Below are 12,813 nucleotides of genomic sequence, written 5' to 3'. Positions count from 1 at the left end.
TCGGTTCCTCGCTTGACACGGTAATTATGTATATACATATTAACCCGAGAGCACGAGGAAAGGCAAGCCGGGAATGACGATTCTTCTGACCGATGCCGTGATCGCCACCATGCAGGGCGGCTATGGGCTGATCGCCCCCGGCGCGGTCGCCATCCATCAGGGCCGCATCGCATGGGTCGGCCCGCAAGACGCCATTCCGACAGAGTTTCAGGGGTTCCCCCGCCACCCCTGCGGCGGCCGCCTGCTGACCCCCGGCCTGATCGACTGTCACAGCCATGCGATCTGGGCCGGCACACGCGCCGGCGAATTCGAGGCGCGGTTGAACGGGGCCAGCTATGAACAGATCGCCCGCGCCGGCGGCGGCATCCTTTCAACCGTCGCGGCCACCCGCGCGGCGACCGAGGACGATCTTGTCGCCGCCGCCCTGCCGCGGCTGGACCAGATGATCGCCGGCGGCGCGACCACGATCGAGGTGAAATCCGGCTACGGGCTGACGGTTGAAGACGAACTGAAGATGCTGCGCGCCGCCCGGGCCTTGCCACGGCACCGGCCCGTGCAGGTTGTCACCACCCATCTGGCCGCCCACGCGACCCCGCCTGAATATCGCGGCCGCAACGCCGCCTATATTGCCGATGTGGCCCTGCCCTCGCTGCGCGCCGCCCGGGCCGAGGGGCTGGTCGATCAGGTTGACGCCTTCTGTGAAGGCATCGCCTTTTCCACCACCGACCTTGCCCCGCTGTTTGCCGAGGCACAGGCGCTTGGCCTGCCGGTCAAGTTGCACGCCGAACAACTGACCGACCAGCATGGCGCGGCCTTTGCCGCGGCCCATGGCGCGCTGTCCTGCGATCATGTCGAATATGTCGGCCCCGACGGGGTGGCCGCCATGGCCGCAGCCGGCACCGTGGCCGTGCTGCTGCCCGGCGCCTTCTACACCCTACATGAAACTCAGATTCCGCCGGTCGCGGCCTTCCGCAGCGCCGGGGTGGCCATGGCGGTGGCCACCGACCTGAACCCCGGCACCTCGCCTATGGCCAGCCTGCCGCTGGCCATGAACATGGCCTGCACCCTGTTCCGGCTGACCCCGGAAGAGGCGCTTCTGGGGGCCACCGTCCACGCCGCCCGCGCGCTCGGGCTGTCCGACCGCGGGCAGATCGTGGCGGGCCAGCGCGCCGATCTTTGCCTGTGGGACGCCAGCCATCCCGCGGAACTGTCCTATCGCATCGGCGGGCCGAAGCTCGCCACCCGCATCTTCGGAGGCCGCCTTGATGTCTGAAACCCTGACCCTGATCCCCGGCCAGACCCCGCTGGACCATCTGGAACGCCTGTGGCGCGAGGGTCTGCCCGCCCGGCTGGACCCGGCCGCGCGCCCGCGCATCGAAGCCGCCGCCGCCCATATCGCCGCCGCCGCCGCCGGGTCCACGCCGGTCTATGGCGTCAACACGGGCTTCGGCAAGCTGGCAAGCCTGAAGATCGCACCGCAAGACACCGCAAAACTTCAGGAAAACCTGATCCTCAGTCATTGCTGCGGCGTGGGTGACCCGATGCCGCGCGACACGGCCCGGCTGATGATGGCGCTGAAACTGCTGTCGCTGGGCCGCGGGGCCTCGGGTGTGCGTCTGGCGGTGGTCGATCTGATCGAAGGGATGCTTGCCCGCGACGTGACCCCCGTGATCCCCGACCAGGGGTCTGTCGGCGCCAGCGGCGATCTTGCCCCGCTGGCCCATATGACCGCCGTGATGATCGGCCATGGCGAGGCCTGGCACGCCGGAACGCGCCTTCCCGGTGCCGAAGCCCTGCGCGCCGCCGGTCTGACCCCGGTCATCCTTGGCCCGAAAGAGGGCCTCGCGCTGATCAACGGTACCCAGTTCTCCACCGCCTATGCGCTGGCCGGCCTGTTCCAGGCCTGGACCGCCGCACGCGAGGCGCTGGTCACCTCGGCCCTTTCGACCGATGCGATCATGGGCTCCACCGCCCCGCTGGAAGCCGAGATCCACGCCCTGCGGGGCCAGCCCGGCCAGATCGCCACCGCCGCCGCCATGCGCGCCCTGCTGGACGGGTCGGAAATCCGCGAAAGCCACCGCGACGGCGATACCCGCGTGCAGGACCCCTATTGCATCCGCTGCCAGCCGCAGGTGACCGGCGCCGCGATGGACGTGCTGCGCATGGCCGCCCGCACGCTGGAAACCGAAGCGAATGCCGCCACCGACAATCCGCTGGTGCTGTCGGATGGCCAGATCGTCTCGGGCGGGAACTTCCATGCCGAGCCGGTGGGATTTGCCGCCGACATGATCGCCATGGCCGTGGCCGAGATCGGCGCCATCGCGCAGCGCCGGGTGGCGCTGATGGTGGACCCGACGCTCAGCTTCGACCTGCCCGCCTTCCTGACGCCGAAACCCGGCCTGAATTCGGGCCTGATGATCGCCGAGGTCACCACCGCCGCCCTGATGAGCGAGAACAAGCACCTCGCCCATCCGACGGTGATCGACAGCACCCCCACCAGCGCCAATCAGGAGGACCATGTGTCGATGGCCGCCCATGGCGCGCGCCGGCTGGGCCGGATGGTGCAGAACCTGAACGTCATCCTCGGGGTCGAGGCGCTCTGTGCGGCGCAGGGCGTCGAATTCCGCGCGCCACTGAAAACCTCGGCCCCGTTGCAGGCCGCCCTTGCCGCGCTGCGGACGGAAATCGCGCCGCTGGGCGATGACCGCTATCTCGCCCCCGATCTTGCCGCCGCCGCGCGCCTTGTGGCCGGCGGCGCCCTGTCCCGCGCCAGCACCCTGAACCTGCCCACCCTCTGACCTTCATCTTGGCCCAAATACCCTGCGGGGGTCCGGGGGTGCAAAACCCCCGGCGCCGCAGCCCGAACAAGGAGCCCCGCCATGACCGACCCGCGCCACAACAGCCGCGACATCTTCCCCCCCACCGGCCCCGAGATCACCGCCAAAAGCTGGCTGACCGAGGCCGCGATGCGGATGCTGATGAACAACCTGCATCCCGACGTGGCCGAAAACCCGCATGAACTGGTGGTTTATGGCGGCATCGGCCGCGCCGCCCGGACCTGGCAGGATTTCGACCGCATCGTCGCCGCGCTCAAGGATCTTGAGGCCGACGAGACGCTGATGGTGCAATCGGGCAAGCCGGTCGGCATCTTCCGCACCCACAAGGACGCGCCCCGCGTGCTGATCGCCAACTCGAACCTCGTGCCGCACTGGGCCACCTGGGCGCATTTCAACGAGTTGGACCGCAAGGGCCTGATGATGTACGGCCAGATGACCGCCGGAAGCTGGATCTACATCGGCACCCAGGGCATCGTGCAGGGCACCTACGAGACCTTCGCCGAAGCCGGCCGCCAGCACTACGGCGGCGATCTCAAGGGGCGCTGGATTCTGACCGGGGGCCTGGGCGGCATGGGGGGCGCGCAGCCGCTCGCGGCCGTGATGGCGGGCGCCTGCTGCCTGGCGGTCGAGGTGGACGAGACCCGGATCGACTTCCGCATCCGCACCCGCTACCTCGACGCCAAGGCCCGCACCCTGGGCGAAGCCCTTGCCCTGATCGCCGACTGGACCGCGAAGGGCGAGGCGAAATCGGTCGGGCTTCTGGGCAACGCGGCCGAGGTGTTTCCCGAACTGCTGGCCCGGATGAAGGCCGGCGGCCCGCGCCCCGACATCGTGACCGACCAGACCTCGGCGCATGACCCGCTCAACGGCTATGTGCCGGCGGGCTGGACCGTGGCAGAACACCGCGCAAGGCGCGAAACCGATCCGCAAGCGGTGGAAACCGCCGCCAAGGCCTCGATGCGGGCGCAGGTCGAGGCGATGGTCGGCTTCTGGAACGCCGGCGTTCCGACGCTGGATTACGGCAACAACATCCGGCAGGTGGCGCAGGACGAAGGCTTCGACAATGCCTTCGCCTTCCCGGGCTTCGTGCCGGCCTATATCCGCCCGCTGTTCTGCAAGGGGATCGGCCCGTTCCGCTGGTGTGCGCTGTCGGGTGACCCCGAAGACATCTACAAGACCGACGCCGCGATGAAGCGGCTGTTCCCGGACAACGCCCACCTGCACCGCTGGCTGGACATGGCGCGCGAGCGGATCGCCTTCCAGGGCCTGCCCGCCCGCATCTGCTGGATCGGCCTTGGCGACCGGCACCGTGCCGGGCTGATGTTCAACGAGATGGTGGCCAGCGGAGAGTTGAAGGCGCCCATCGTGATCGGGCGCGACCATCTCGATTCAGGTTCGGTCGCCAGCCCCAACCGGGAAACCGAGGCGATGCAGGACGGATCGGATGCGGTCAGCGACTGGCCGCTGCTGAACGCGCTGCTGAACACCGCCTCGGGGGCAACCTGGGTCAGCCTGCATCACGGCGGCGGCGTGGGCATGGGGTTCAGCCAACATTCGGGCATGGTCATCGTCGCGGACGGCACCGAAGATGCCGCCCGCCGGCTGGAGCGCGTGCTGTGGAACGACCCGGCGACCGGCGTCATGCGCCACGCCGACGCGGGCTATCCCATCGCCCGCGACCACGCCCGGGCCATGGACCTGCGGCTGCCCGGCATCCTGGGCGGCTGACGCCGGCCGCAGCGGCCGGGGCCGGCACCGCCGCGGTGCTCAGGCCTCGGCCAGCCGATGCGAAGTGCGGATGACCCGCTCGCAGTATTGCGACAGTTCCTTGCGCCCGGGAAAGCCGTCCACCGGCACCGGGGCGTGATAGATCACCTCGACCGCGCCCTGACGGGGCGCGGCCAGGATTTCCAGCAGATGCGGGGCAAAGCCCATGTCGCCCCACCAGCCATAGAAGCGCGGATCTTCGCCCGGCGGGGCGTGATAGATCACCGTGACCGGCTGGATGTGCATCACCCGTTCCAGCCCGTGGGTGTAGAAGGCCTGGAACAGGGTGGACTTGAAGGGCAGCACCCGCACGGCATCGGTGCTGGTGCCTTCGGGAAAGAACAGCAACTGGTGGCCCGCGCGCAGCCGGTCCTCGAACACCTCCTGCTGCCGCTTCGCCTCGGCCCCCTTGCGGGTGATGAAGACCGTGCCGGTGGCCCGGGCCAGCCAGCCGATGGCAGGCCAGTCTGACACCTCGGCCTTCGAGACGAAATAGATGCGCTGCCCTGCATTCAGGCTGAAGATGTCAAGCCAGGACGAATGGTTGGCCACCACGGCGCCCAGGTCGTGCATCGGTGTCCCGACCCGCCGGTAGCGCAGCCCGATGATCGCCAGCGCCGACCGGCAGACGAACTGGGTGATGACGGGCGTCCAGGGCCGCGACGGGCGGTGAAGCGGCGCCTCGACCAGCCGGACCAGCAGAAAGACGGCAAAACAGCCAAAGGTCACCAGCGCCAGCAGCCCGCCCTTCGCGGCAATGCGCAGCCAGCCCATCGCGCCGATGGGGCGGTGCAGCGCGGGCGCGGTCATCCAGTCGTCGGTCACGCCGGGCCTTTCTTGCGCAGGTAGAAATCACGGTGCTTGGCCGACATGCGCCCGGTGTCCATCACCAGACAGACATCGGTGGTGTTGAAGGGCCGGTCCAGATAGGCCCCGTCGCCGACGCAGCCGCCAAGGCGGAGATAGGCCTTAATCAGCGCCGGCATCCCGGCCATCGCCGCCTTGCGGTCCAGCCGGTTGACCGGGATCAGGTTCATGTCCACCCGCCCCGGCGGGCGGGCGGTCACGCGCATGTCGGGCGGGGCCAGATGGTTGTGGTGCAGCCAGGCAAGCTGCGGCGCCAGCGCGGGCACGTCGGTGCCGTGGAAGGACGCGACGCCGAACAGGATCTCGATCCCGCGCTCCAGCACATATTCGGCCAGACCGTTCCAAAGGTGGAACATGCCGGTGCCGCCCCGGTGGTCGGGGTCCACGCAGGACCGCCCCAGTTCCACCAGCCGCCGCCCCGAGGCGCGCAGGCGCGTCAGGTCATATTCGGCCTCGGAATAGAACCGCCCGTCCGGGCCAAGCCGGGTTGACGGCAACAGACGGTAGGCCCCGACGACATGGTTGCCCCCGGCCGGGTCAAGACGCTGGTCCACAAGGATGAGATGATCGAACAGCGGATCGAATTCGTCGCGCTCAAGCCCCTGCGCATGATCGACCAGCGGGCCATCGGCCCCCAGTTCCTGCACGAAGACACGATAGCGCAGGCGCTGCGCGGCCCGCAGGTCATTGGCGTCGGTGGCCAGGCGCAGGGCATAGATCGGGTCTTCGTCCAGCATCTTCTTTCCGGGCGCACAATCGGGCGGCGGCAGCAAGGCGTGCGGCCGACGGTCAGGACTTAGACAGACTGCGACCGCAATGCAACGGTTGCAACCGGACCCGTTGCACGCGCGATGCAGCTTGCGGTTGCATTTCTCGAAGCGATACCCACTATGCGTGTCAGGCGCCGAAGTCAGGCTGAAGCGTGATGTGTCTGCTGTCGATCACAACCTTGCCGGCATGTTCGAAGTTCACCGTCACACGGCCGCCGATGTTCGATTGCACCTGCCCAAGGCCCCAGTCCGGCCTGTCCGGATGGCGCACGAACATGCCGGGTTCCAAGAGCGAGTTCATCGAAACGTCCCCTGACAAAGGCCCCAAAGACATGCAGGAAAAACCCGACCTTGCCGCCCTGATCGGCTCGCGCATCTGCCACGACCTTATCAGCCCGATCGGCGCCATCGGCAATGGGGTCGAACTGATGATGATGGAGCGCAGCGCGGCGGCAAGCCCGGAACTGGCGCTGATCGCCGAAAGCGTGGCCCATGCCAATGCCCGCATCCGCTATTTCCGGGTGGCCTTCGGGGCCGCCGGCGGCGACCAGCGGATCGCGCGCGGCGAGGTGGTTTCCATCCTGAATGACATGACGCGCGGCGGGCGGCTGGTGATCGACTGGCAAAGCCCCGGCGAAATGGCGCGGCGCGAGGTCAAGCTGGTGTTCCTGCTGCTGCAATGCCTGGAAACCGCCATGCCCTATGGCGGCAAGGTGCGGATCGAACGGGGCGACAGCGGCTGGCGGATGCAGGCCGAAGCCGCGCGGCTGAAGATCGACCCCGCCCTGTGGGAGATGCTGAGTGAACGCCACCCCCCGGCTGAAATCGGGGCCGCCCAGGTGCATTTCGCCCTGGTGCCCGAGGAATTGCGCGCGCAGGGCCGCCGGCTGGTGGCCGAACTTCAGGACACCACGATCCGCCTGACCGTCTGACCGCCCTCGCCCCCCGCGCGTCCCCAAACCTGGCCCCGAACTTGGCCCCAAGACTTGGCCCCGGTCTGTTCCGGGGCTTTTTCGTGGCGCCGTCCCCCCCCGCCGGAAACGCCGGCTTGCCCGAATCGCCGCCCCTGCTACTATACGGTCGTTCAGCAAGGAGCGACCATGCCCCGCGATCCCCGCTATGACATCCTGTTCCAGCCGGTGCAGATCGGGCCGAAGACCGCCCGCAACCGCTTCTTCCAGGTTCCGCACGCCTCGGGCATGACCAATGCCGCGCCGCATGTGCGGGCCGCCTTCCGCGAAACCAAGGCCGAGGGCGGCTGGGCGGTGGTGTCCACCGGGGCCTGTTCGGTGCACCCGTCCTCGGATGACAGCCCCTTCCCCTGCGCAACGCTGTGGGACACGGCGGATGTGCGGGCGCACGCGCTGATGACCGAAGCCGCGCACCGCCACGGCGCGCTGGCCGCGGTCGAACTGTGGCACGGCGGCGCGGTCACGGTGAACCGCACCACCCGCCACGCCCCCCTGTCGCCATCGGGCGTGGCCTGGATGCCGGGCCATCCGGGCTTCATGTCCTCGGCCCGGCCCAAGGTGATGGATGCGGGCGACATCCGCGACCTGATCCGCTGGCACGCCGAGGCGGCGGTGCGGGCCGAACAGGCGGGGTTCGACATCCTCTATGTCTATTCCGGCATGGGCTACCTGCCGCATCAGTTCCTGCTGTCCGAGACCAACCGCCGCACCGATGCCTATGGCGGATCGGTGCGCAACCGGGTGCGGCTGACCGAGGAACTGATCGACGCTGTGCGCGAGGCGACCGGCGGGCGCTGCGCGGTGGCGCTGCGGATCTCGTTGCAGGAATTGCGGGCGAAACTGTCCGACGTGGCCCCGTCCGAGGCGCATGAGGTGATCAGCCTGCTGCGCGATGCACCAGACCTGTTCGATGTGAAGATGGACACCTCGGCCAGCGACTGCGCCGCCAGCCGCTACACGCCCGAAGGCAGCCATGAGCCGGTGGTGGATTTCGTGAAATCCCTGACCGACAAGCCCGTGGTCGGCGTGGGCCGCTTCACCAGCCCCGACACGATGGTGTCAATGATCCGGCGCGGCGTGCTGGACCTGATCGGCGGCGCGCGCCCCTCGATCGCCGATCCCTTCCTGCCGCGAAAGATCGAGGAAGGCCGGGTCGAGGACATCCGCGAATGTATCGGCTGCAACCTGTGCATCTCAAGCTGGCATGATGGCGTCTGGGTGCGCTGCACGCAGAACCCCACCGCGGGCGAGGAATGGCGGCGCGGCTGGCACCCCGAGGTGCTGCGCAAGGACGGAACCGGCCGCGTGCTGGTGGTGGGCGGCGGGCCGGCGGGGCTGGAGGCGGCGCTGACGCTGGCCCGGCGCGGGCATGAGGTGGCGCTGGCCGACCGCGCGCGTGATTTTGGCGGGCGGCTGCGGTGGGAATCTGCCCTGCCGGGGCTGAACCAGTGGTTCCGCGTGGTGGATTACCGGCTGGGCCAGTTGCGCAAGCTGCCGAATGTGGCGCTTTACCCGGAAAGCGACCTGTCGGCGGCGGATGTGCGCGATTTCGGCGCCGATCATGTGGTGGTGGCGACCGGCGCGCGCTGGCTGCCGCATCTGCTGGGCGCCGGCGAACTGCCGACCGGGCCGCTGCTGGCGCCGCGGGTCTACACCCCGCAGGACATTGCGGCGGGCGTGCTGCCCGAAGGGCCGGTCGCGGTGTTCGACTATGACAGCTACTATCTGGGATCGGCGATTGCAGAACATCTGGCGCTGAAGGGGCTGGCCGTGACCTATGTCACCCCGGCCGGCGCGGCGGCAGGATGGGGGATCATGACCAACGAACAGCCGCTGGTGCACCAGTCCTTCGCCGCCAAGGGCATTGCCCTGCGCACGCTGGAACGTGTGACCGGCTTCGACGGGGCCGAATTGCGGCTGGCGCAGGTGTTTTCCGGGGAAGAACGCCGGATCGAGGCGCGGTCGGTGGTGATCGTCGGCGCCCGCGAAAGCGGCAGCGCCCTGTTCGAGGCGCTGAGGGAGGACATGCCCCCCGACCGGCTGCACCTGACCGGCGATGCTCTGGCCCCGGGGGCGATTGTCCATGCCGTCTACAGCGGCCACCGCACCGCGCGCGAACTGGGCGGGCAGGCCGCCCTGCCCCGCCGCGACGCCCCCTTTGCCCCGCCGGGCCTTGAGGCCGCGGAATGAGCCGGCCGGGCGGGCGGCGGCGGGGCGCCGCGCAGGGCGTGCCGCAGCGCCCCTTTGGCCAGGTCGAACGGACCTTCGCCCCGGCGCGGGTGATCTCCGACGATCAGGTCGCGGCCATCCACGACGCGGCGCTGACGCTGCTGGCAACGCAAGGGATGCGTGTCCTGTCGCCCGAAGCGCAGGCGCTTTATGCCGCTGCCGGGGCACGGGTCGAGGATCAGACGGTTCGGCTGGACCCCGGCCTTGTGGCCGAACGTCTGGCCACCGTGCCCGCCCGCTTCACGCTGGAGGCGCGCAATCCCGCGAAATCGCTGAAACTGGGCGGCGGTTTCTGCATCTATGCCTCGGTCGGCGGGCCGGCCTATGTGATGGACAATGACCGTGGCCGCCGGGACGGCACCTTTGCCGAGATGGTCGATTTCCTGCGTCTGGTGCAATCGCTGAACGTGATCCATCAGGAAGGCGGCTGCCCCTTCGAACCGATGGACCTGCCCGCCCATACCCGGCATCTGGACATCTTCCACGCCCAGATCCGCCATCTGGACAAAAGCTGGCAGACCCAGACGCTGGGCCGCGCCCGCACGCTGGACGGCATCGCCATGGCGGCGATCATGCTGGACACCACGCCCGACGCGCTGGCCGGGCGGCCGGTGCTGCTGGGCATCATCAACACCAACTCGCCCCTGCAACTGGATGTGCCCATGGCCGAAGGGCTGATCACCATGGCGGCGCATGGGCAGGTGAACGTCATCACCCCCTTCACGCTGGCCGGGGCCATGGCGCCGGTCACGCTGGCGGGCGCGCTGGTGCTGCAACATGCCGAGGCGCTGGCCGGTATCGTGCTGACCCAGATCGTGCGGCCGGGGGTGCCGGTGATGTATGGCGGCTTCACCTCGAACGTCGACATGCGCTCGGGCAGCCCTGCCTTCGGCACGCCGGAATATACCCGCGCGGCGCAGGTCTCGGGCCAACTGGCCCGCCATATCGGGGTGCCGTTCCGGTCATCGAACGTGACCGCGGCGAATGAGGTGGATGCGCAGGCGGCCTGGGAATCGCAGATGGCGCTCTGGGGCGCGCTGACCGGCGGCGCGCATCTTCTGGAACATGCGGCGGGCTGGCTGCACGGCGGGCTGACCGCCAGTTTCGAAAAGCTGATCCTCGATGCCGAGATGCTGCAGATGATGGAAGCCTATTTCGAACCCTTCCCCACCGGGCCGGACGATCTGGCGCTTGAGGCCATTGCCGAAGCCGGCGCGGGCGGGCATTTCTTCGGAACGGCGCATACCATGGCGCGTTATGAAAAGGCTTTCCACAATCCGATGGTCGCAAATTGGGACAATCACACCTCCTGGCTGGACAAGGGCGGCATCACCGCGCGGGAACGGGCCAATGCGGTCTGGAAGCAGATGCTGGCCGAGGCCGAAGACCCCGCCCTTGACCCGGCGGTGGATGAGGCGCTGTCGGATTATGTCGCCCGCCGCAAGGCCGAAGGCGGGGCTCCGATGAACTGATGACACGCGACCCCTCCGACAAGACACGGGTGCGTCTGACACCCGACGCCCGGCGCGCGGCGCTGGAAGAGGCGGCCTGTGCCTGCATCGCGCGCGGCGGCATCCGCGCCTTCACCGTGGACAAGGTCATGGCCGAGGCCGGCGTGTCGCGCGGGCTGATCCTGCATCACTTCGGCTCGATGGATGGGCTGCTGGTCGCCGTCTACACGCGGATGTATCGCGACTCGATCGCCGCGCTGGCGGTGCCCCGCCCCGGCCTGTCACCGCTGGAGGCGCTGATTGAGGCGCTGCTGACCCCGCCGCAGTTCGATCGCGCGGTGCAAGGCATCTGGCTGACGCTCTGGGGCGAGGTGGCGACCAATCCGGTGCTGACCGCCGCGCATCGGGCGCTTTACGGCGAATACCGCGCCACGGTGGCGGCGGCCCTGCGGGATGAAGCCGCGCGCAACGGGCGAACCATTGATGCCGAGGCGCTGGCGGCCGCCTTCATCTGCCTGATGGACGGCATCGGGGTGCAGCTTTGCGTCGAGCCGCAACTGATGACCGCCGCGATGGCACGCGCAGCCTGCCGGGCGCTGCTGTCCCCGCATCTCGGCCCCGTGAACGCGGCGGGCTGAGGCGGGGCTTTACACCCGACAAAAACTGTCGGATTACAGGGGCAACCGGCCCCTGCGGGCCGCATCGCCCTGCACGGCGGAAGAAATGACCGGACCTGCCAAGCCCATCCGCCGCTGTTCACCGCGCCCGCTGCTGCTGGCCACCCTTGTGCTGGGTGGCAGCGCGGTGCTGGCCGGCGGACCGGACGCCCCCGCCCGCAGCCCGGAAGATGCGGCCAAGGTGGCGGCGGTGCTGGCGCCGGTAACCGATTTCACCAGACCCGAACCGTTCGAGGCCCGCCCCGCCGGCGCGGCCACGGTGCCCGCCCTTCCCGGTGCCGATGCCTTCGGCCTGCCCTCGGCCACGCTGGGCTTTGAAGACCGGATGCGCTTCGAACTGGGCGACGCGCTGTTCGGCAAGCTCTGGGTCGCCGCGCCGTCATCAACCCGCGCCTCTGACGGGCTGGGTCCGCTTTACAACGCCCGCGCCTGCCGCGACTGCCACATCCGCGACGGGCGCGGCCACCCGCCCGAAGCGCCGGACGATGGCCGCGTGTCGATGGTTCTGCGCCTGTCGCTGCCGGGCGGCGCCGGGCCGGAAGGAATTGCCGACTGGCTGGCCACCCGGCCCGACCCGGCCTATGGCCGCCAGTTGCAGGATCTGGCCGCACCGGGGCACCCGGCCGAAGGGCGGCTGGAGATTGCCTATGACGAGGTGCCGGTGACACTGGCCGACGGCACCGGGATCTCGCTGCGCAAACCTTCCTATGCCATCGGCGCCCCCGCCTACGGGCCGCTGTCGCCCGGCCTGATGCTCTCAGCGCGGGTGGCGCCGCAGATGATCGGGCTGGGCCTGCTGGAAGCCATCCCCGAGGCCGACATCCTGGCCGGGGCCGACCCCGACGATGCCGATGGCGACGGCATTTCGGGGCGCGCGCAGATCGTGCCTTCGGCGGAAACCGGGGCGCCCATGCTGGGCCGCTTCGGCTGGAAGGCCGCGATGCCGACCTTGCGCGAACAGGCGGCTGATGCCTTCGGAAACGATCTGGGCCTGTCAAACCCCCTGCGCCCCGCCCCCTGGGGCGATTGCACCCCGGCGCAGGCGCAGTGCCGCGCCGCGCCGCACGGGCAAGACCCGGGCCTGCGCGACGGGCTTGAGGTGGATGCCGAAAGCCTAGATCTGGTCACCTATTACACCCGCAGCCTTGGCGTGCCCGAACGGCGCGATCCGGCGGCACCGCCGGTTCTGCGCGGCAAGGCGCTGTTCCACGATCTTGGCTGCGCGGGCTGCCACCGGCCCAAAT

Annotated in this window: 11 protein-coding genes; 8 read left to right on the top strand and 3 right to left on the bottom strand. The window is 69.2% G+C overall.

The annotated features are described in order from the left end of the window. Nucleotides 1-73: 73 nt before the first annotated feature. The 3 genes from hutI (at nt 74) to hutU (ending at nt 4,565) form a co-directional block, all read left to right on the top strand. A complete protein-coding gene (gene hutI, locus C5F44_RS07640; protein WP_107672935.1) occupies nt 74-1,273 on the top strand; it encodes an imidazolonepropionase in 1,200 nt (399 codons plus the stop codon). Beyond that, on the top strand, nt 1,266-2,798 hold the full coding sequence (gene hutH, locus C5F44_RS07635; RefSeq protein ID WP_107672934.1) for a histidine ammonia-lyase: 1,533 nt from the start codon (nt 1,266-1,268) through the stop codon (nt 2,796-2,798). The genes hutI and hutH overlap by 8 nt, the downstream gene beginning before the upstream one ends. A gap of 81 nt (nt 2,799-2,879) precedes the next feature. Continuing rightward, nucleotides 2,880-4,565 (top strand): urocanate hydratase, encoded by a 1,686-nt coding sequence (gene hutU / locus C5F44_RS07630; protein ID WP_107672933.1) that lies wholly within the window; start codon nt 2,880-2,882, stop codon nt 4,563-4,565. 39 nt (nt 4,566-4,604) lie between these two features. Here the strand turns inward: hutU and olsA are convergent, their stop codons facing one another. From olsA to C5F44_RS07615, 3 genes are all read right to left on the bottom strand, one after another. After that, on the bottom strand, nt 4,605-5,414 hold the full coding sequence (gene olsA / locus C5F44_RS07625; RefSeq protein ID WP_235822572.1) for a lyso-ornithine lipid O-acyltransferase: 810 nt from the start codon (nt 5,412-5,414) through the stop codon (nt 4,605-4,607). An 11-nt stretch (nt 5,415-5,425) separates the two neighbouring features. After that, on the bottom strand, nt 5,426-6,208 hold the full coding sequence (gene olsB, locus C5F44_RS07620) for an L-ornithine N(alpha)-acyltransferase (RefSeq protein WP_107673107.1): 783 nt from the start codon (nt 6,206-6,208) through the stop codon (nt 5,426-5,428). 160 nt (nt 6,209-6,368) lie between these two features. Further along, nucleotides 6,369-6,542: a DUF3553 domain-containing protein gene (locus C5F44_RS07615; RefSeq protein WP_107672932.1), complete on the bottom strand. Its 174-nt coding sequence runs from the start codon at nt 6,540-6,542 to the stop codon at nt 6,369-6,371. A 31-nt stretch (nt 6,543-6,573) separates the two neighbouring features. Here C5F44_RS07615 and C5F44_RS07610 point away from each other — a divergent pair, with 31 nt between their 5' ends. From C5F44_RS07610 to C5F44_RS07590, 5 genes are all read left to right on the top strand, one after another. Continuing rightward, nucleotides 6,574-7,173, top strand: a complete 600-nt coding sequence (locus C5F44_RS07610; protein WP_107672931.1) for a histidine phosphotransferase family protein — start codon at nt 6,574-6,576, stop codon at nt 7,171-7,173. 168 nt (nt 7,174-7,341) lie between these two features. After that, complete coding sequence (locus tag C5F44_RS07605) at nt 7,342-9,402, top strand: oxidoreductase (RefSeq protein ID WP_107672930.1); 2,061 nt, start codon at nt 7,342-7,344, stop codon at nt 9,400-9,402. Then, nucleotides 9,399-10,913: a trimethylamine methyltransferase family protein gene (locus C5F44_RS07600; protein WP_107672929.1), complete on the top strand. Its 1,515-nt coding sequence runs from the start codon at nt 9,399-9,401 to the stop codon at nt 10,911-10,913. Before C5F44_RS07605 ends, C5F44_RS07600 begins: the two co-directional genes overlap by 4 nt. Continuing rightward, the gene (locus C5F44_RS07595) at nt 10,913-11,530 is read left to right on the top strand and encodes a TetR/AcrR family transcriptional regulator (RefSeq protein WP_107672928.1); all 618 of its coding nucleotides are present in this window, start codon (nt 10,913-10,915) and stop codon (nt 11,528-11,530) included. The genes C5F44_RS07600 and C5F44_RS07595 overlap by 1 nt, the downstream gene beginning before the upstream one ends. Nucleotides 11,531-11,615: 85 nt before the next feature. Then, the coding region (locus tag C5F44_RS07590) for a di-heme oxidoredictase family protein (RefSeq protein ID WP_107672927.1) at nt 11,616-12,813 on the top strand (1,198 nt) is incomplete at its 3' end.

Origin of the sequence: Fuscovulum blasticum DSM 2131, assembly GCF_003034965.1 — a bacterium.
Classification (GTDB): Bacteria; Pseudomonadota; Alphaproteobacteria; order Rhodobacterales; family Rhodobacteraceae; genus Pseudogemmobacter; species Pseudogemmobacter blasticus.
The sequence above is the reverse complement of the archived record's forward strand: the minus strand, read 5'-3'. Positions and strand labels throughout refer to the sequence as shown.